We start from the raw sequence: 19,910 nt of genomic DNA on the forward strand, positions 1-19,910 counted from the left end.
AAATTCAAAACAGCTTCTAAATAAACGTCAAAACCCGATAATTATCAAAACCGTGTCTGCTCCGTACCAACTCCGTACCTGCTCCGTATCCTATAGAACGGACTTGATACGGAGCAGGTACGGAGATGGTACGGAGCAGACATTCCCTATAATCTTTCAATCACTTTGATATATGAATAAAGTGCTTTGCATTACAACCTTCCTGTATCTCCTTTGTATTTCGCAGTTCGCTCCGGCGCAAACCTTGAGCGGCACTATAGTAGATGCAGAAACCAACCAGCCCTTGGAAGCGGTTATGATCAGTGTTTTGCGTGAAAACACAATGATAGACTACGCATTGACCGATGCCAACGGGCGATACAGCCTGCCGTGGAAACATAACGGAATACTGCAACTGAACGCCTCCTTCTTAGGTTACAAGAAGGAGACGAGAAAGGTCAGTTCGGCAGGAACTTTGAATTTCAGCCTGCAACCGGAAGCTATTATGCTGAAAGAAGTACAGATACGCCCCGGACGTATAAACACACGCAAGGATACCGTAAAGTACGACTTAGCACAATTCGCCTCATCAAAAGATGTACATATCAAGGACGTTTTAAAGAAGCTTCCGGGTGTGGACGTAGACGAGAACGGACAGGTGAAATACAAGGGAAAACCCATCGACCACTATTTTGTAGAAGGGATGGATGTGACAGGCGGACGATACAACCAGATAAACAACAACCTGAGCGCAAAGGCCGTTAAGACGGCGGAAATTATGGAGAACTACCAGTCGGTCAATGCATTGAAAGACAAGATTAGTTCGGATAAAGTAGCGCTGAACCTGAAGCTGGATCCCAAAGCGCGCGACCAATGGATAGTAAACGGTACTCTCGGTGTCGGTTGGAACAATAATGACGACACGTTTCTATGGGAAGGCGGACTGAATGCGCTCCAGTTGGGCAAAGGCAAACAAAGTATCTACAACTACAAGACTAATAACAATGGTAAAGACCTTAGCACCGAACAAACCGTGCTAACCGGAAACAGTTGGCAGCAACTTCCGGTCTCCGGCTTCCTGTCGCAACCGGGCATCAGCGCACCATTAGATAAAAAGCGACTACTGTTTAATGAAACACATACCCTGAACGGCAACCGGATGTATAAATGGAACGACGACCGGAGCCTGCGCATGCAAGCCGGATATACCCACAACCTTATCCGGCAGCAACGGGAAAACACGCAAATCTATTACCAGCCGACCGACAGCATACGAATAGACGAAACATATCATTACCGGCTGATAAGTGATGCCGCCAATCTGGAACTGCGTTACGAAGATAATGGCAGCCGGAACTATATATCCAACCGTTTCACCGCAGACGGGGAGATTAATCGCGGACATTCGGAAGAACTCCGGCAAACAATACGAACTTCACAATTGACTGCCGGGAATTACTTCAACCTCATCCGGAACAGGGAGGGCAAAACCTGGGAATTTCGTTCGGCAACACAGTATGCATATCTTCCTGCCTCCCTCTCTCTTACAAAAGGAGAAAGTAAATTCCACCAGCACAACTTCCATACGGACAATTGTGCGGCATATCTGCAAAAGCATAATGGTTTCACGCAACAATACAAAGCAGGTGTACAAGGCGAATGGGCTACAATGAATTACAGCGCAGCAGCACAACCCGCCGACTTTAATGCCTCCAACCTCTCATTGTACCTTACCCCCTACTTCCTGTTAGAACGGGGAAAATGGCTGGCTACCCTTTCCCTGCCTTTAAAAGGACAACGGTACTTTTCGCAGCAACGCTACTTCCTTACCTTCAACCCTGCGTTATACCTGCGCTACCAACTGGATTATCACTGGAAGTTTTCCCTCTACGGAAGCCTGACACGATCTGCGGAAGACGTCACCGGCCTCTATCCCGGACTCTATCAAACCGACCACCGCACTTGGTGGAACGGAAACGGACTGTTTCCCACAAACATCAATCAGACCTATAATCTTTACGGGGAATATAAAAACACTGTACAAGAGCTTTTCGTTACCGCTTCGCTCACGTACAGCCGTAATAACCGGAATACCTTGTTCGAACAGAATATCACCGGAGATAGTATCGTCTACACCCGGCGCAACCATCACAACCATACAGAGAACTGGACATTCAGCACCACCTTGTCAAAAGGAATATATGATTGGCATCTGAAATCATCCTTAACCATGCTATTGGGACGTAACAATGGAGAACAACTAACCCGCCTGCCGGGAGGCGATGCTCAACCGATATCTTCATCCGAGAGTAAAAGCAATCGGCAGAGTCTATTGCAAACCTATCGTTATGATTTTCTGAAAGTAGAGCCTAAAATAACCTGGTCGCCCGCCAATGCTTTTGAAGCAGAATATCATGCCACGTTGAACTATGGCGGCAGCAAGATAGGAAGTGATACCCGGTTAACTCCATTACTGGATTTCGTGCAACGCCTACGCCTCACTTTCACTATCGGACGGGTGGATTTACGCCTTTCCGGCGAACATTATCGAAATGATTTAGGAGGAGGCGCTTACCTGAATACGGTGTTTGCCGACGCTTCGCTGATTTACAAAATCAAAAAATGGCGGCTGGAAGCAAACCTGAATAATCTGTTCAACAAAAAAGAATATGCATATACAACGTATTCTGCTACTCAGAGTTATACTTCGCGGTTGAACATACGCCCGCGGGAAGCAATGATGACGATGAATTACCAGTTCTAACCTCAATAACTCCTTTAACTACAGTATGAATAATGCAGGCTAAAGAAACAAAGGAGGTTATTCCCGGATATTTTGCACGAATGAAGACCAGTGACACAACTATCCTTACCCTAATTTTCGGAATAACCTCCTGAAAGCGATGTGTTAAGTTATTTATTTCTTCATGACTGCGTTCCACACTGCCTTACGTAACGTTCCGCTAGTGTCATCACCGTCATAATCCCAATACATTATGCCTGACATACCTTTGTTAAGCAACCATTCTCCTTTGATTGCAATACTTTTCTCGTTATCATAACCGGCATAGTATACACCATTATAGGTAATGTAAGGTACGGATGCGGCTTCGTCCCAATTGTCAATTTCATACCCCTGCCCAGACGTATATGCAATGAGCCTATTATAATTGATAGCCGTAGGGGAACCCGAGAAAGAATGTCGCGCATAGAACGGAACACCCAATACCAGCTTGTTTGCAGGCATACCCGCATTGAGATATGCTTGTACGGCACGGGTACAGTCGGAAGTAGCCCTCGGATCGTTCAAAGCTGACTGGTGGCGGGGAGCTTCGTCGAGGTCGTAGGTCATAATGTTGACAAAGTCTACATAAGGGTTCACGGCGGCAATGTCGATATAACGCCAGCCACCGGTAACAGCAGCTTTATCATTGCTATATCCGGCATAAGTCAACAAGTAACCATTACCTAATGTCTCACGCAGTTGTTTCATTAACAATACATGATTGGCTACATCCACCGCTACGTCATAAGCATCTGTATTACCACTCCATGAGAGGCCGGGGAATTCCCAATCCATATCCACTCCGTCGATGCCCCACTTCTGTACAAAAGCTTTGCAATCGGCAGCAAACTTCTTACGAAATTCATCGGACTTTGCCAACCGGGAGAAACAACCGCCACGCGGATCTTCTTTCGTATCGGTGAAAGATATACAGATTTTAAGTCCGGGATGTTTCTTTTTCAACTCTACAATCTTCTGGAAGCGATCTTCGCCACCTTGTAGCCCAAGTCCCACATACTCGCCGTTTTCCATGTATGGTTCGGCAAATGCGTAGTTAAGATGGGTGAAGAAAGCGGCATTGGGAGTGACGGTACCATAGTATGTAGCATAAGCTAACACTATACGCCCGTCAACACGTTCCACTAACTGACTTTCACCGGACGGAGCTTTGACACCCGTCACATAGTCGTCCTTTTCGCAACTTGCGAGCAAGACAGCCGCAGCAATTGCGGCAAGTAAGATTTTCTTCATACTTGATTACCTTTAAAATGTTTATTCATATATAAATTGTTCTGTTTCTTTCTCAAAGTATATTTTCTCCATTTTATGAGCATCATATTTTTCTTTATACTTATAAACCTCCGGAATGTTATATGATTTCAGAGACTTCCTGTAACATTCGGGATCTTTCTGAGGAAGGACAAAAGCTTTCGATGCGTTTCCTTTATCATCGACGTATGCGAAGTATGGGCGGCCATACAAACCGTCACTGCGCTTTGAGGCAAACACAAACCACCGTGAATTACTGCTCCACGAATGATATGAGTCTGAAAAATAGCTGTTCGTCAATGGTAATTTGTTGAGCGTGTTGTCGCAAAGGTTCAACATCCATAAATCGGTTTCAGGATGCCAAATGGGAAATGTACCGTAATCCGACACTGCGAAAAGCAAATATTTCCCATCGGGCGAACATTTGGGAAAACTGACCGATTTACCTTGTGCCGCAGCATCAAACACCTTGTGAACACTGTCGCCTAACACTCCCGTTTCCGGATTGAAGGCCACGGAATACAAGTCGTAATGCATTTGCATGGTACTGTCCGGTTGTGACAAGTATTTTGCACGACAAAAATAAATGGTTTGATTATCCGCTGAAAAACAGGGAAACGTCTCTTGGTAGCTTTCACCGGAAACCGCCGGATTGTCACTGACTGTTCCTCGTTCAAAATCAATCAGAATCAGGTCACTATACTTGTCATACACTTCCAGTCGCTTGCCACGAAGAGAATGAAGGCTGGGAATGATTTCAGCTGTGGTGAAAATGCCATAGCGTCCATCGGAGGATAGTTCACCGTAAACTGCCGGACCAGTGGTTTGCGCAGTCTTCGTGTTTATTTTCCTCATTCCGTTTGCATCGGCATAAATCGTTCCGCCTCGTGCTCCGCGTACGTGCATGAAAGTTGTCTGCACTTCACCCCGGTTTGCCGTATGGCAATTCATACAGGCGTTTTCGGTGATATTATTATCGCCCAAAATACGTTCATCAAACGACTCAATATCACGTTCGCAGATTTGTATTCTGTTCCAGACTTCATACGCAGGTTCTATCAGGCGATAGCTCAGATATCGATCAATGGGTTCGGAAGCTACCGTCCATGTAAATCTTTCATAGACAACATTCTCGTGCTTCCGCTTTGCATGTATGGATACACGGAGCGTATTCCCTTTCTCGGCATTTAGCATCGCTTTCCACTCTTTAGCCGGGAACTTCATCGAAGTAGAAGAACTGCTGAAAGAGTAACAATCATATCCTTCAATCAACACAAAACATGCGGTTGCCAACGAATCTTGCAATTGGAAATTCATAGGTGCCACATTACATGGAATAATGATGCCGGTATAATCAGGAAACAAGACCGGCTGTTGTGATACCTGCATATAGGTTTCCGGCTTGGAATTACATGCCGTCAATACCTGAGACAAGAGGATGAATATGTATAGATATACTTTCATTTCAGCCGTGCATAAAAGTGATAAAACCAGTAAGTACTTCCAAAATTCTCGCGCATAGCTTCCACATTCTCCTTGTTGTTCTCAAAAAATGCCAAGTACTCTTCTTTCTCCTCATTTTTTGATTGCGGAATATGGTAATACAACACGCCCTCATTGATACACATCAATAAAGCTTCCTGATAAACAGCAGGAGGATTGTTTCCAAAGAAAGGAAAATAGTACGCATCATAATCTATCTTGAAACTCTTCAAATCCTTGCGCAACAAATGATAGCACAACAGGTAGTCAACCGCATTTTTGTTTCCCGGACAAGTCTTAAGCAAATTGGTAATGGAAGTACGTATATCATTGGGTGAAAACAATACATCATTATCCGCTATGCAAAGACTGTCAGCGATTGTTGCCGGATGACCGTTAGCCATTAATTGTTGTTGCCGGATTGACCACCGACGATGGAACGTTGTTTTCGAGAGCAAATACAAAAATTTCTCCGCCGCTTGTTTGTCTCTGTTCAGCATACTGATTTCGGCCATACGCCGTACCATCCTCGACGAACGTTGATGAGGGGTGAAGACCATTCCAAGCATGGCCGAATGTTGCGCATGTTCAAGATCACCACACAACATCAGGGCGTCGATGCTTGCCATCACGTAAGAATAGGGCACGGTTTCCTTTACTTCAATCAACAGCCCATAGTGTGCAGGTTGATAGCGGTAAAGAAGCGAATCGGGTAATTGACCTCTACGCGCATTGACCAGATTAGCATAATAAGCGCTCAGATAAGATTTATATTTTTGTTGCCTGCTCATTTCGAGTACTTTATCCCAACGTCCATAATAGGCCTCACACATAAATCCTAAATCATATTCCTCTTTCCAGTTGCTTGTAACACAGATTCCTGACACGAGGCCGCATACAGTCAATATATACAATACACATTGCTTAATTTCTATCTGTCCTAAGAAAATGGCTATTAGCAATGTGGCTTCTGTTATCAAATACACAAATGGTTTACTCAACAGGTATCCTTCAATAATGGGATAAAAGCAAGCTTGTTTCGTCGTAAGATAGAAGAAATGACCTGCTATATACATCGTGAGAAATGATAACACCAAAAGTAAGAGAGGGAAAAGCCAGGATTTGTTCCTCTTAAAGTCATAAATGACGGATAATAGAATAAACAGAAGGAAGTGTACACCCACTGAAATATACAGAATGATTGCAAAAACAATACAACAGAATCTGAATACTATTTGGTTCCTGATTTCTGAAAGTATCCGGAATGTCCAGACGGAAACTACCGCCCCGATAACCATTGATAGCGGATATTCCAGATAACAGGAAAGTACCCATTCCGCCGCTACAGGCAACCATGCGATACATCCCGCATTGTGCAACTTCATCTTTCTGAACGAAGAATAGAATCCCGCCCACAAAAGGAATAAGACACAGGCGATGATTAAACCTCCTCCGCCTCTCAACAAAAAGAATTGAGTGAGGTAATCACCAAACATTTCACTTATCCATGCCGGCTTTTGCAGATATTGTGCGATGTCGAAACCTGTAAACAAGGTGGTCTGCTCCCGGAAATGCAAGTGATAAGGGTAGCAGAACGTAAAAAACGCACAACACCCCGCCAAAAAACAAACAGGGAAAAGGAAATTCCGTAGTGTCTTCATGGTTATTGCTTTTGGGGTATCCATTTTTTTATGCCCAGAGAATCTAATGAGGCAATTTGTACACTATCCAGCCGGGTAGACATATTACTGTATATAAAACCTCCCATTGCATTGAGATTGTTTTTTATAAGTAAACATGTAGAATCTTTGACGGAATTCATTCCGGCAGGCTCATCCTCATTGACGGCTGTTCTTTCAAGCATTTCTTTCCATCGCTGTAATTGGTCATTAAGAATTGTACCGTAACTACTGCTTACCGTATCTATCCTTACATTCAGCACTCCCGGCTCTACCACAAGCAGTAGTCTTTGTACGTATCCTTTAGCTCTGCGCGAGAGCCTGATGTCATACATCCGCATACTGTCAGCATTTACTTTGAAATCAAAAGTACCATTACTGATTTTTACGGAATCCACGGTTTGCGGTGTAGGGTTAGGAAGTGGTACCAAATACATATTATACCCATTGTATTTTTCAGATGTTATTCCCTGAATATACAAATAGCCATCTTCCTGCCGGCTACATGCCGACAGGAGTATGATGGTTACAATATATATCCACTTGTTGGACATGGAGTTTAAATTTAGAGGTTATTCTTTTACTTTGAAATGAAAGTAGTTACATTCAGTATCCCAATCTACTGCATTTACATAATTGGCAGGATGGGCAATGAACATTTTATCTTCGGTGAGTGACAATATCCAATAGGTATAGGGACTGCTTCCCAGATATTGGTCGGCAGCGCCACCCCAAGCATCGCTATAGGCTCCATAACCTCCTACCATAGGTGTTGTAGTAATAAGCTCGCCGGCAATTGCTTGCACTCCCTTATCGTCGTGAGTAACTGCAAAACCTCCTTCTCCCTGCTGGCTACCGTCAACTTTATAAGTTACTAACTTCTCTCCATCGAACACGAAGTCCATGGAATAATCGGGTGAATTGGCAAGTAGTACGTTAGCCCACCAACCGCCGGTAGTTACGCCTTCGGGATAAGCATGCCATACCCCGTGTCCGTTGACATAGCTAAAGAAACCGTTACATCCATCCGCCACCCATGTTTTTCTCGCCGTTTTGTCGGTTTTATCCTGTGCACCGGTCAAGAGGCTTACAAATACATCGAAAACATTGGTCACTGTTACACTAAATGTTTTGGATGTTATTACTTTTTGGGCTGAGAGACCTACATATTTTATCTCGACAGTTTCATTAGAATTAATAATAACTGTATCTTGATCGGAGCCAACTTGTATAGTGCCAACAGACGTTTTTACATGCCAAACTCCGGGTACATCACGACGTTCATTTTTCAGCACGATGTATTGGTCACCTTCAACTTTGTCGTCTGAGTTAGGAATTGGTTGTGTTACAGATAACGCAGCATCCAGTTCCTCCTGTGTGATAGGTGTACCCGGGTTTTCAAAATATTCTTCCCGCAACGAAGTGTCTTCAATCGGGTCGCAAGCATAGCATGCTACCGCAAACATTGCCAATGCAATATAGAATTTACTTGTTTTCATTCGTTTTTAATTTTATAAATCAATAATGAGTTACATTTGATTCCAATCCACAAATTGCGCCGATGCATCCCAACCGGGATTTTGTTCTACTACTCCGTTGGTTCTATCTATTTCAATCTGCGGAATATACCAATATCCCTGCATTTCTTTCAGGCGTTTTTTATAATCGAAGTTTACCATTTGTTTTATTTCACCACCATTCACCACTTCAAATCCTGTTTGTTTGTTAAGCGCATCCCCTGCAAAGTCAAGTGATGGACCCGACCAGCGGAGTAAATCCCACCAACGGATAGATTCGAAAGCAAACTCCCAACGGCGTTCATCCTGAATAGCTTTCAGCGAATATGCTACGGGAGCCAAATGAGAACGAGCACGTACTCGGTTCAACCCTGTTGCATCTTCTTTCAATTCTGACTGCATCAATAGGACGTCTGCGAATCGGATATGAATCAAGTCGGCAATATTGTTCAATGACTCGCTGATTACTGCAGCCAGATTGGGATACATCACTACGCCGAAAGATCTGTAATTCGTTCCGCTAGTATCATCAGAACCAGCGGCACCGATATAAGCCAGAATATTGACATACTTCTTCTGATGATAACCGGTATTTTCCCAATAAATCTTATTTACTGTATAATCCGGTTCGTCCGGCGTTAGTTTTCTATCCATTAATTCTTCTTTTGTATCCGGATTATAGGCTTTATACGACCAGATGGAACCGGTCATACGAGGATCTTCCGTATAGCCATCCGTATATGCTTGTTGTTGTGACCAGATTTTCCATTCATTCACCATAGCCGGCGATACAGGACCTGCTCCCCATCCTGAACCAAATGGATAAGATTGTTTGGTATTCCCTGAACTGGCAGGTGACATGTATTGACACACGGTATTACTAAACCAAGTATATGACCATCCATTGTCTTTTAACTTATACTTGGTAGCGAATACGGACTCTTTAGAACTATTACCTTCCCATTTCAGATCATTGTTAAGAACATAAGCATATTGTTTACCTATTTCGTTAGTTTCCGTTACTTCATTGGTGTATGCCCATATATTACGTTGATCATCAACCAAGTCGTGACCAGAATTCTCCACACAATCGTCAATCCATTCAATAACTTGTTGTTTGGTAATGCCTCCCGGTAATTCGGTTTTGTCATAACGCCCGGTATAGAAAAGAAAGACGCGCGCCATCAGTGCTTCTGCTGCATATTTGGTTACATGTCCGTCCATAGGAGTATTGGCAGAATAAATTCGATCGGGTAAAAGTTCAATTGCATTTTTCAAATCAGATGCAATCAACTCATAAACTTCGTCTATCGATGCACGAGGAATGTTCGTAGCCTCAGTCGTGGTACGTAGAGGCACACCTCCGAATACTCGTACCAAATCACTGTAGGCATAAGCGCGTAAGAAATATGCTTCGCCAAAGTGACGCTCGCGTTCGCCGGCGCTCCAGACTTTAACATTATCGAATGATGCAAGTGAGGCGTTAGCGTGATTAATCATTGTGTAGAGGCGCACCCACATAGGAGTACCTCCATTTCCTACTCCATTATCAAAACCGAAGAAGTTCAGGTTCTTATACATCAGAAAATTCATGGCGCAGTTGTCCGAATAGGATACATTTCCACCCAAGCAGTCGTCACTTGCCAATTGTGCAAGAAAAGTAGCGGATGACACGTCCGGACCTTCAAACAATAGGCAGGCATAGATAGAAGTCAACATTTCATTAGCTTCCAATTCGGTAGCTGGAAAGTTTGCGGTAGTCTTCTCTGTTAAAAGATCCGTATCAAGAAAATCCTCGCAGCTGGCCATGAAGAAAATCGTTACAAAAGATAATGCATATATAAATGTTTTCATACGTCTTAAAATTTAATATTAGTACCTACCATAAATGTACGCGCACTCGGATAGAATCCTAAGTCAATGCCTGAAGCCCATGATATTCCCGACGCGTAACCCACTTCCGGATCCATACCGGAGTATCCGGTGAAAGTAAATAAATTCTGTGCTGTCACGTAAATTCTGAGTTGTTGCATGGGAAGCTTCTTAAAAGCTTTTTTCAGATCGTACCCCAACGATACATTCTTAATTTTCAGATAATCGCCATTTTCCATATATATATCCGAAATTTTAGTCCAATTCGTACCTCCTGCACTACTCAGACGGGGTAATTTATTGGATGTACCTTCACCGTGCCAGCGTTCGTAGATATCCGTTGTATAATTGTTATAAGGAGAAGCTACGAAATCGCGGTAACATTTCATGATTTGCTGCCCGAAAGCACCATACGTAGTTATAGAAAGATCAAGACCTTTATAACTGATATTGAACGAAAGTCCCATCGTCACATCCGGGTGAGGATTACCTATCATGGATCGATCGTTTTCATTTATCACTCCGTTTTTGTCTATATCCGTCCAAATTAAGTCTCCGGGACGAGTATTGGCAGCATTCAACTTAGCACCTTTATAGTTATCTATTTGTTCCTGATTCTGGAAGATTCCCTCAGTTGTATATCCATAGAAATACCCAAACGGTTTTCCTACTTCAGCACGGAAAAATTCGTCAGACTGATTCCAAAACACACTACCTGGCCCGTGAATAATCCCTTCTTCATTACTAATCTTAGTAACCTCATTTTTATTATGTCCCAACGAAAGATTAACTCCGTATGTGAAATCTTTCCCTAATTGATCATTCCAGTGCAAGCCAAGTTCAACTCCTGTATTTCGTACATCGCCCCCATTTTCGAAAACAGGACCGGCACCCAAACTCAATATCACGGGAGTAGGCAGCAGCCAGCCTTTAGTTGAACGGTTGTACCAGTCGAGTTCTATACCTAAACGGTTATTGAAAAAACGAGCGTCTACCCCAAAGTTTAGTGTTTCTTGAGTTTCCCATTTCAAATTCGGGTTAGTCAGACGGTAAGTGTAAGAACCCGTAGCCGCATCGCCCATTGAACCTCCAAACGCATACCCTCCATTGTTGTTATTACTCGTAATAGTCGCCAAATATTGGAAAGTTGCTACGTTGCAATTACCATTCTGCCCCCATGATGCTCGAAGTTTCAAGAAGTCTATAAATGTAACCTTTTTCATAAAATCTTCGCCAGAAATAACCCACCCTGCCGAAATAGAGGGAAAATACCCCCAACGATGTCCGCGAGCAAATGTAGAAGAACCGTCTGCACGCAACACAGCGCTTGCCATATATTTTTCTTTATAGTTATAGTTAGCTCTTCCGAAAAAAGAAGCAAGCCTTCCTTGTGCGTATGGTGAACCAGTAAGTGATGTGATATTTGCCGTGCCTGGTACATTACTCAAGTAGGCGTGATCAAAATCATAAAATGAAGAATTTCGGTTATTTCCACTTATGGATTCTCCCATACCCCATTTTTCAACACTTTGCCCTAATAGCACATCAAGGTTATGGTCACCGTTGATGTATTTGTAACTGATAGTGTTATCCCATGACCAACGGTTGCTGAGACTCATAGATTGCGACACCCTATCCGTGATTTCCACTAACGTTGCACTCAATTCTCCGTATGCAGGTTGATAAGAACGATAACTTGATGCAGACATGATGTAACCAAACTGTGATTTTATATGCAAATTCTTAATAGGTTGAAAATCAAGATTCAGACCTCCTTGCAGATAATGGCTCTTACTCAGACTCTGGCTTTGTACAAAGTCCAAATAAGCGATAGGATTTCTGTTCGCACCGTTATTCGTATCCCAGCTATAGCCATCATTTAGTTGATCCTGATACATATAGTAATCTCCCTTGGAATTATAAATGTGCATCAATGGACTCATAACCAACATATTGTGTACGGAATTCCAATAAATATCATCCACTGCTACCGATCCTTGCGTCTCCTGATATTTATAATTCAACGTCTGACCTACAGAAAGAACATCAAGTTTATTCTTTCTTAAAAGGACATGTTGTGAATTAATACGCACATTATACCGATCCATTACCGGTACAGCAGAAGGCACCCCCATAGTGGCTTCCTGTTGCGTATAATTAAAACCGATAGCATAGGTACTCCGATCATTTCCACCCGTAAAATTCAAAGAATGACTCTGTACAGCAGCGTGTTTATTCGTCATTTCTTTTAACCAGTTTGTACCTGTCCAAGTTCCATCGTTGATAGCTTTGAGATCATGAGCGGGAATAAATAGTGCCCAATTGTAAGGATCATATCCATCCATGACGCGTCCCTCATCTTGCATAACCATATATTCCTTAGCTGATAGTACAGTTGGTATTTTGTATAAATCCTGCACACCGTAATATCCGTCATAACTGGCTTGGAATATACCTGCCTTACCTTGCTTGGTTGTCACCAGAATAACACCGTTTGCAGCACGTGCTCCGTAAATTGCGGCAGACGCAGCATCTTTCAGGATATCAATGGATTCAATATCATTGGATGAAAGTCCGTCCAAACTACCATTTGGCACACCGTCAACTACATAAAGCGGGGCAGCATCTCCGTTGGTACCAATTCCGCGGATAGTCACCTTATAACCTGCACCCAAAAAACCACTGTTCTGAACAATGTTCAAACCCGGTGACTGACTTTGCATAGCTTCCATCACATTGACAGTATTCAGCTTCGCAATATCTTCACCTTTCACTTGTACAGTGGCACCCGTGAGAAGTTTCTTCTTTTGCACCCCGTAACCTACTACTACTACTTCGTCCAGCATTTCGTAGTCTTCCGCCAAGGTGATTGACATGTTGGCACCGGCTTTGATTTCTTGGGTTCTAAACCCAATATAAGAAATAACCAATGTAGCACCACTCTTTACATTCAGTGAGAAATTACCGTCTATATCGGTAATGGTTCCATTGCTAGTACCTTTTTCTAAGATACTTGCTCCAATAACAGGATCTCCGACTGGATCAACGACAGTACCGTGGGCAGTTTGAGACTGCATTTGTTCCGTGACCTCGAACGAACCTTCCGAATTAGTTTCGATTGCCGAGACTGTACCGCTTCCTGCAAGCATGGAAGTGATGACAATTAGTGTGAGGATTTTACTTTTTAGTATTCCTCGCTTACGATCTTCATTCATAATGATTTCTGTTTTAAGCTAAAAATTGGATTTTTAATTAAATAAAGCTATGAGTGACACAAAGTGTCTTAGGGCATTCTCTGTTCTTCATAAGCAATTGTTTTTTTAAAGGTTTTACTCTATAATAATAAATTAAGTATTAGCCTGTTCAGACGTGAACTTATACTCTTGTATAATATCAATATCCAAATATAAAATGTATTTATATCATATAAAACCATTTGAGGCATATATTAAAGACTGTTATACTTAGTTTTCTTTGCTTAAGAAATTTGCGTGAATAAAAACAAATCTAATAATAAACTTGCTTGCATATTATAAATTTAGCATCAAAACGAATTAACATACTATTTTACAGCATGTTACATATCAATACAGCGCTCATAATTGTTATGATGTTTTCCTCTCAAAACAGAGTATTTAAAGTTCGTTAACCATTTACGCCTCTTGCAAAGTATCAATCTTGCAATGATTATACGTCTTTGGCGCTCCTTTTTTTAGTTAAAAATATAATATTTGCTTATCTTGAAAACTTATAGTACCTTTGTAGCCGAATAAAATGTATGATGCCATGAATAATGGCCGTGTATTCTAGAACACCACGTAAAAAACAGGATTTATGAAACAAAAAGTATCTGTACCCTTTATGCTGTTGGGTATTCTTTTCAATGTCTGCCTGATTGCAGCCAATCTTCTTGAAACAAAAGTTATCCAGATTTGCGGAATCACCGTTACCGCCGGATTATTAGTTTTTCCTATTTCTTATATCATTAATGATTGTATTGCCGAAGTTTGGGGATTTCGAAAGGCACGCTTAATTATATGGAGCGGCTTTGCCATGAATTTCTTTGTGGTAATACTGGGACTGATAGCCGTAGCATTACCCGCGGCACCATTCTGGGAGGGAGAAGCTCATTTTAATTTTGTCTTTGGTATGGCGCCCCGCATTGTAGTGGCAAGTTTGATTGCATTCCTGGTAGGTTCTTTCCTCAATGCTTATGTTATGAGCCGCATGAAACTGGCGAGTGGCGGACGTCATTTCTCTGCTCGCGCCATTTGCTCAACCTTAGTAGGAGAGACTGCTGATTCTCTAATCTTTTTCCCGATTGCTTTTGGCGGCATTATTGCATGGAATGAGTTATTGGTGATGATGTGCATTCAGATTGTACTGAAATCCCTGTATGAAGTCATGATTCTGCCTGTCACTATTCGTGTAGTAGCTGCCATCAAACGTATTGACGGAAGCGACGTGTATGATAAAGATATCTCTTACAATATACTGAAAATCAAGGATATTTAGAATAAATAGCCATGAATAACGAAACTGCATTGGTCGTATTTAGTGGAGGACAGGATTCCACCACTTGCCTGTTCTGGGCAAAACGCAAATTTAAGAAAGTGCTCGCTCTGAGTTTCTTGTATGGACAAAAGCATCAAAAAGAAGTAGAATTGGCACAAGAAATAGCCCGCAAAGCCGGTATTGAGTTTGAATCAATGGACGTATCTTTCATCGGTAAGCTGGGACATAATTCACTTACGTACACTAACATGGCTATGGACGATGAGAAACCTGCCGATAGCTATCCCAATACATTTGTGCCGGGACGTAATTTATTCTTTTTGAGTATCGCTGCGGTCTACGCTCGTGAACATGCCATCAACCATATCGTAACAGGCGTATCGCAAACTGACTTCAGCGGATATCCGGATTGCAGGGATGCCTTTATCAAATCACTCAACGTTACTTTGAATTTGGCTATGGACGAGCAATTCGTGATTCATACCCCGCTGATGTGGATTGATAAAGCCGAGACTTGGGCTATGGCAGATGAATTGGGAGTACTCGATCTGATACGGAATGAAACCCTGACTTGCTACAACGGCATTCCCGGTGACGGTTGCGGACATTGTCCGGCATGTAAACTGCGCCGTGAGGGATTGGAGAAGTACCTCGCTTCATCTCAGCAAAACACCTACTAAAATATATCAGTATGACCGAATTGAAAGACCAACTCTCCCTATTGGGAAGAAAGACGGAATATAAACAAGATTATGCTCCCGAAGTACTGGAAGCCTTTGATAATAAACATTCCGGAAATGACTATTGGGTACGCTTTAATTGCCCTGAGTTCACAAGTTTGTGCCCTATCACAGGACAACCTGATTTTGCAGAAATTCGTATCAGTTACATTCCTGACGTTAAAATGGTGGAAAGCAAAAGCTTGAAACTCTATCTCTTCAGTTTTCGCAACCACGGCGCCTTTCACGAGGATTGTGTAAATATCATAATGAAAGACCTTATTCGTCTGATGAATCCCAAGTATATTGAGGTTACAGGACTTTTTACTCCCCGTGGCGGTATTTCCATTTATCCATATACCAACTACGGACGTCAAGGAACAAAATATGAACGCATGGCCGAACAACGGTTGATGAACAGAGAGTAGTAAAAGAAGGAACGCTCACAAGTATAAAGCGGTGTCAAAAGTTTAAGTCTACTATCTTTCATCCGCGGATAACACAGATTATGCAGATTTATCTTAAAGCCTAATCTGTGTTATCTGCGTCATCTGCGGATGAAAAATATCTTGTTAATTGAAATAATATAAGAACACAGCTATACCTTCAAGCGCCTTTTTAGGTTGATCCTTGATTTCAATGGCAAACTTGATTTCTGCTTTTGCCACTCCCCGCAGATTCGCCAATGAGTGCAATTTGGCAACCAAACGAATACTTTGTCCCGACAGTACAGCCTGCCCGAACTTCATCTGTTCTATACCATAATTAACCATCATCTTCAGGTTATTCACTTCAATAATTTGATTCCACAGATGCGGAAGCATAGACAACGTAAGGTAACCGTGCGCAATGGTAGTCTTGAAATGACTTTCCGTTTTAGCACGTTCCGTATCAACGTGTATCCACTGATGATCCAATGTGGCGTCAGCAAACATATTAATACGTTCTTGTGAAAGTTCCACATAATCTGAAACACCGATTTGTTGTCCTAACAGCTTTTCAAACTCCTCGTACGAGTTGATAATTACTTTTTCCATTATTCTCTATTTATATAAATTCTAAGGTTGATAATTCCAACCATAATCATTGTGATAAATCATCAGTTTACTCATACCACCATCAATTGTGATATTTTCCCCATTAATAAATGAGTTCCGCTCATCGCAGAGAAAAAGAACCGCACGGGCTATATCTTCCGGTTCCCCTATCCTCTGCGAAGGATGTTGCATAACATCTCCTTCCGTATAAGACGGGACATAGCCATCCGAATGATAACTACCCGTATCAATCCACCCCGGAGCAATAGAATTTACCCGGGCAATGCCCGAAAGGCTGACCGCCAACGCATGAGTCAGAGCGGTTATTCCACCTTTGGCAGCCGTATAACTTTCCGTATCGGCTTGCGATTGGAAAGCGCGGGTAGAAGATATATTCACTATAGACCCCGCATTGCTGAAGTAATCCTTGAACAGCAGAGACAAGAAATAGGGTGCGGTTACTCCTACACGCTGCACGTACAGAAAATCTTTATATGTACATCCGGTCAAGATTCCCCCTTTCGCCAGGCAAGCATTATTTACCAAACAATCAATCTGATTTTCAAGAGACAAAACAAAGTCTGCAAAATCCCGCAAGGCCTCTTCTTCGGCTATATCTCCTACAAATCCGGTAACAGTAAGTCCTCTTTCGAACATTTTTTCTTCCACAAGTTCCACCTTTTCCGGCGCTTTATCAATGAAATACACTACATACCCAGCTTCTGCAAACATTTCGACTATACAACGGCCAATGCCCGCAGCTCCACCTGTTACTACACATACTTTATTCATACACGCTCTATAGTTTAAGGATTATAACTTCACTCGCTCTATCCAAAGGTTTGCCATACGCTTGTGTCCGGCAGGAGTGGGATGAATGCCGTCCCAAATCCAATACACATCTTTCGATGCCGGAGTCGTTTTCAGGATTTCATCAAACATTGAATTGAAGGGAAGATACACCGCTTTGTAATCCTCCGCAATGCGTTCCACAATCTTGGCACAACGACGCACCAGACTGTCGCGCTCAGCAAAATCGGCACTTTTACTCATATTTCCGGTATTCGCCACAAAAGGCGTACCCAACACAATCTTCAACTCCGGATTAGCTCGCAGGGAACGGTCAAGCAAAGAGCGGTAACGCTGTTCCCACGCGTCAAAATCAAATACCTGCTCTTTGTTTCCCTGCAAATAGAAATGCACATCGTTCGTCCCGACCAATAGAGAAAGAACATCCGGTTTTAGATCAATAGCATCCGTTTCCCAACGCTTTTCCAAGTCTTCCAGCGTATTTCCACTGATGCCCCGGTTGAAGAATTCATATTCCTTTTCCGGATAATTACCCTGATAATAGGTTGCGCACAGATACATGTAACCGCTGCCATAGATATGGTTCATATCCCAAAGCGTGCGTTCGGAAGAAGGCTTGGCTGTTCCGCAACTGTTACCCCAGTTACCGTCCGTAATGGAGTCACCAATAAACAGGACACGCGGTCCGCCGGCAATGGCAGATGCCGCTATGAATAAAATTCCGGTTACAAAGGTTATTATTCTCTTCATGGTTGTTTACTTTAGAATAGTGAAGACAGGCAACAAATATACTCCATATTCCGGCAAGTTACAAAAAGTCAAGCGTCATTTTTCTTATTCAAAAAGGTTTTCCTACTTTTGTGACGAAGAATAATGGTATATGCAAAGCGATAACTCCTTTAACTCCTGATTTGCATGATATCTGAGACTCAAAGAAATATAGTAAGATGGAACATAATCTCGTTACCCAAAAAGAATTCACCCTGTACCCACGCCCGCGTGGTTTTCATCTCGTAACAGATGAAATCATACGTAATCTTCCCCGGTTGCCGCAAGCCGGCATTCTGCATCTGTTCATCAAGCACACCAGTGCAGGTCTGACAATCAATGAAAATGCCGACCCGGATGTCCAGACAGATATGGAAGCCATCTTCAACCGTCTGGTGAAAGAGCGGGAACCTTATTATATGCACACCTGCGAAGGCGACGACGATATGCCTGCCCACGCCAAATCCACCCTCACAGGAAACAGCCTTACCATCCCCGTCACCGACGGCAGACTGAATATGGGTATCTGGCAAGGCATATACCTCTGCGAATTCCGTAATCGTGGCGGTGGAAGAAAAATAGTAGCAACCATCATTTTCTAAGCTTTCCCCATCCTGCACATGCAATTAAAAACTAACAAAGTATGAAACGAGCCATTATCATAGGAGCCACTTCCGGCATAGGAGAAGAAGTAGCCAAACTGCTGGTTCAGCAAGGCTGGCACATTGGCATTGCCGGAAGACGGGAAGAAGCGTTAAAGAACCTGCAAGCCACTGCACCCGGACAAATAGAAATCCAGCGGTTAGACGTGACGGAAGCGAATGCCCCTATTCTGTTGGAAGCACTGATTCAAAAGCTGAACGGTATAGATTTGTTTTTCCTCAGTTCGGGAGTCGGTTATCAAAATCCGGATTTAACGCCTGAAACAGAACTGAATACCGCCCGCACCAATGTAGAAGGTTTTACACGCATGGTGACCTTTGCTTTCAATTACTTCAAGACCCGGAGCGAAGGACATATTGCTGTCATCAGTTCCATAGCCGGCACCAAAGGATTGGGTATCGCCCCGGCTTATTCTGCAACGAAACGTTTCCAGAACACATATATTGACGCCCTTGCCCAACTCGCCCGGATGCAACACCTCAATATTCATTTCACGGATATCCGTCCGGGATTTGTTGCCACCGACCTGTTGAAGAGTGGTAAATTCCCAATGCTGATGCAGGCAGACCGGGTTGCAAGAAGTATTGTAAATGCCCTGAACCGCAAGAAACGGGTAGTAGTTATTGACGGAAGATACCGGGTACTCGTATTCTTTTGGCGAATGATACCCCGGTGGATATGGGAGAGATTGCCTATAAAGAATTAAAGCATTGGGTTCTATTCTCACCCAACTGTTTTAGCCTGCATTACTCATAGCGGCAAATACATTCATTCGTCCCGTGGGACGAGAAATTTCATCCCACGGGACGGTTTCA

16 protein-coding genes are annotated in these 19,910 nt (G+C 42.8%); 6 read left to right on the top strand and 10 right to left on the bottom strand.

From position 1 onward, the window contains the following. The first annotated feature begins 172 nt into the window (after window positions 1–172). On the top strand, window positions 173–2,743 hold the full coding sequence (locus B2Z67_RS14105; RefSeq protein ID WP_291530477.1) for a carboxypeptidase-like regulatory domain-containing protein: 2,571 nt from the start codon (window positions 173–175) through the stop codon (window positions 2,741–2,743). A 153-nt stretch (window positions 2,744–2,896) separates the two neighbouring features. On the opposite strand, the gene B2Z67_RS14110 is transcribed toward B2Z67_RS14105, so the two are convergent. From B2Z67_RS14110 to B2Z67_RS14140, 7 genes are read right to left on the bottom strand one after another with little or no spacing between them, the layout of a single operon-like run. Then, window positions 2,897–4,015 (bottom strand): glycoside hydrolase family 18 protein, encoded by a 1,119-nt coding sequence (locus B2Z67_RS14110; RefSeq protein WP_291530478.1) that lies wholly within the window; start codon window positions 4,013–4,015, stop codon window positions 2,897–2,899. 21 nt (window positions 4,016–4,036) lie between these two features. Beyond that, the gene (locus B2Z67_RS14115) at window positions 4,037–5,497 is read right to left on the bottom strand and encodes a TolB family protein (protein WP_291530479.1); all 1,461 of its coding nucleotides are present in this window, start codon (window positions 5,495–5,497) and stop codon (window positions 4,037–4,039) included. Continuing rightward, window positions 5,494–7,200, bottom strand: a complete 1,707-nt coding sequence (locus B2Z67_RS14120; protein WP_291530480.1) for a DUF6057 family protein — start codon at window positions 7,198–7,200, stop codon at window positions 5,494–5,496. Before B2Z67_RS14120 ends, B2Z67_RS14115 begins: the two co-directional genes overlap by 4 nt. Then, window positions 7,179–7,748 (bottom strand): DUF4369 domain-containing protein, encoded by a 570-nt coding sequence (locus B2Z67_RS14125; protein ID WP_291530481.1) that lies wholly within the window; start codon window positions 7,746–7,748, stop codon window positions 7,179–7,181. The genes B2Z67_RS14120 and B2Z67_RS14125 overlap by 22 nt, the downstream gene beginning before the upstream one ends. An 18-nt stretch (window positions 7,749–7,766) precedes the next feature. Then, window positions 7,767–8,693: a hypothetical protein gene (locus B2Z67_RS14130; RefSeq protein WP_291530482.1), complete on the bottom strand. Its 927-nt coding sequence runs from the start codon at window positions 8,691–8,693 to the stop codon at window positions 7,767–7,769. A 30-nt stretch (window positions 8,694–8,723) separates the two neighbouring features. After that, window positions 8,724–10,565 carry a RagB/SusD family nutrient uptake outer membrane protein gene (locus B2Z67_RS14135; RefSeq protein ID WP_291530483.1) on the bottom strand — a complete coding sequence of 614 codons (1,842 nt, stop codon included), beginning with the start codon at window positions 10,563–10,565 and terminating at the stop codon, window positions 8,724–8,726. Between the two features lie 5 nt (window positions 10,566–10,570). Further along, window positions 10,571–13,798 carry a SusC/RagA family TonB-linked outer membrane protein gene (locus B2Z67_RS14140; protein ID WP_291530484.1) on the bottom strand — a complete coding sequence of 1,076 codons (3,228 nt, stop codon included), beginning with the start codon at window positions 13,796–13,798 and terminating at the stop codon, window positions 10,571–10,573. 619 nt (window positions 13,799–14,417) lie between these two features. Here B2Z67_RS14140 and B2Z67_RS14145 point away from each other — a divergent pair. From B2Z67_RS14145 to queF, 3 genes are read left to right on the top strand one after another with little or no spacing between them, the layout of a single operon-like run. Continuing rightward, window positions 14,418–15,098: a queuosine precursor transporter gene (locus B2Z67_RS14145; protein WP_291530485.1), complete on the top strand. Its 681-nt coding sequence runs from the start codon at window positions 14,418–14,420 to the stop codon at window positions 15,096–15,098. A gap of 11 nt (window positions 15,099–15,109) precedes the next feature. After that, complete coding sequence (gene queC / locus B2Z67_RS14150; RefSeq protein WP_291530486.1) at window positions 15,110–15,778, top strand: 7-cyano-7-deazaguanine synthase QueC; 669 nt, start codon at window positions 15,110–15,112, stop codon at window positions 15,776–15,778. A gap of 11 nt (window positions 15,779–15,789) precedes the next feature. After that, on the top strand, window positions 15,790–16,245 hold the full coding sequence (queF, locus tag B2Z67_RS14155; protein WP_291530487.1) for a preQ(1) synthase: 456 nt from the start codon (window positions 15,790–15,792) through the stop codon (window positions 16,243–16,245). Between the two features lie 144 nt (window positions 16,246–16,389). On the opposite strand, the gene B2Z67_RS14160 is transcribed toward queF, so the two are convergent. The 3 genes from B2Z67_RS14160 to B2Z67_RS14170 are packed head-to-tail and all read right to left on the bottom strand — an operon-like array spanning window position 16,390 to window position 18,414. Next, complete coding sequence (locus tag B2Z67_RS14160; protein WP_291530488.1) at window positions 16,390–16,854, bottom strand: MaoC family dehydratase; 465 nt, start codon at window positions 16,852–16,854, stop codon at window positions 16,390–16,392. A gap of 21 nt (window positions 16,855–16,875) precedes the next feature. Then, window positions 16,876–17,646, bottom strand: a complete 771-nt coding sequence (locus B2Z67_RS14165) for an SDR family oxidoreductase (protein ID WP_291530489.1) — start codon at window positions 17,644–17,646, stop codon at window positions 16,876–16,878. 21 nt (window positions 17,647–17,667) lie between these two features. Further along, a complete protein-coding gene (locus tag B2Z67_RS14170; RefSeq protein ID WP_291530490.1) occupies window positions 17,668–18,414 on the bottom strand; it encodes an SGNH/GDSL hydrolase family protein in 747 nt (248 codons plus the stop codon). A gap of 197 nt (window positions 18,415–18,611) precedes the next feature. Between B2Z67_RS14170 and B2Z67_RS14175 the strand changes: the two genes are divergently transcribed. Continuing rightward, window positions 18,612–19,034 carry a secondary thiamine-phosphate synthase enzyme YjbQ gene (locus B2Z67_RS14175; RefSeq protein ID WP_291530491.1) on the top strand — a complete coding sequence of 141 codons (423 nt, stop codon included), beginning with the start codon at window positions 18,612–18,614 and terminating at the stop codon, window positions 19,032–19,034. A gap of 41 nt (window positions 19,035–19,075) precedes the next feature. Then, on the top strand, window positions 19,076–19,801 hold the full coding sequence (locus tag B2Z67_RS14180; RefSeq protein WP_291530492.1) for an SDR family NAD(P)-dependent oxidoreductase: 726 nt from the start codon (window positions 19,076–19,078) through the stop codon (window positions 19,799–19,801). The last annotated feature ends 109 nt before the right edge of the window (window positions 19,802–19,910 follow it).

This window comes from Bacteroides sp. UBA939, from assembly GCF_002293435.1.
Classification (GTDB): Bacteria; Bacteroidota; Bacteroidia; order Bacteroidales; family Bacteroidaceae; genus Bacteroides.

What these genes read in the sequence shown, in the direction of transcription:
- B2Z67_RS14105 (WP_291530477.1), top strand. Translation starts at nt 173, where the DNA reads ATGAATAAAGTGCTTTGCATTACAACCTTCCTGTATCTCCTTTGTATT.
- B2Z67_RS14110 (WP_291530478.1), bottom strand. Translation starts at nt 4,015, where the DNA reads ATGAAGAAAATCTTACTTGCCGCAATTGCTGCGGCTGTCTTGCTCGCA.
- B2Z67_RS14115 (WP_291530479.1), bottom strand. Translation starts at nt 5,497, where the DNA reads ATGAAAGTATATCTATACATATTCATCCTCTTGTCTCAGGTATTGACG.
- B2Z67_RS14120 (WP_291530480.1), bottom strand. Translation starts at nt 7,200, where the DNA reads ATGGATACCCCAAAAGCAATAACCATGAAGACACTACGGAATTTCCTT.
- B2Z67_RS14125 (WP_291530481.1), bottom strand. Translation starts at nt 7,748, where the DNA reads ATGTCCAACAAGTGGATATATATTGTAACCATCATACTCCTGTCGGCA.
- B2Z67_RS14130 (WP_291530482.1), bottom strand. Translation starts at nt 8,693, where the DNA reads ATGAAAACAAGTAAATTCTATATTGCATTGGCAATGTTTGCGGTAGCA.
- B2Z67_RS14135 (WP_291530483.1), bottom strand. Translation starts at nt 10,565, where the DNA reads ATGAAAACATTTATATATGCATTATCTTTTGTAACGATTTTCTTCATG.
- B2Z67_RS14140 (WP_291530484.1), bottom strand. Translation starts at nt 13,798, where the DNA reads ATGAATGAAGATCGTAAGCGAGGAATACTAAAAAGTAAAATCCTCACA.
- B2Z67_RS14145 (WP_291530485.1), top strand. Translation starts at nt 14,418, where the DNA reads ATGAAACAAAAAGTATCTGTACCCTTTATGCTGTTGGGTATTCTTTTC.
- queC (WP_291530486.1), top strand. Translation starts at nt 15,110, where the DNA reads ATGAATAACGAAACTGCATTGGTCGTATTTAGTGGAGGACAGGATTCC.
- queF (WP_291530487.1), top strand. Translation starts at nt 15,790, where the DNA reads ATGACCGAATTGAAAGACCAACTCTCCCTATTGGGAAGAAAGACGGAA.
- B2Z67_RS14160 (WP_291530488.1), bottom strand. Translation starts at nt 16,854, where the DNA reads ATGGAAAAAGTAATTATCAACTCGTACGAGGAGTTTGAAAAGCTGTTA.
- B2Z67_RS14165 (WP_291530489.1), bottom strand. Translation starts at nt 17,646, where the DNA reads ATGAATAAAGTATGTGTAGTAACAGGTGGAGCTGCGGGCATTGGCCGT.
- B2Z67_RS14170 (WP_291530490.1), bottom strand. Translation starts at nt 18,414, where the DNA reads ATGAAGAGAATAATAACCTTTGTAACCGGAATTTTATTCATAGCGGCA.
- B2Z67_RS14175 (WP_291530491.1), top strand. Translation starts at nt 18,612, where the DNA reads ATGGAACATAATCTCGTTACCCAAAAAGAATTCACCCTGTACCCACGC.
- B2Z67_RS14180 (WP_291530492.1), top strand. Translation starts at nt 19,076, where the DNA reads ATGAAACGAGCCATTATCATAGGAGCCACTTCCGGCATAGGAGAAGAA.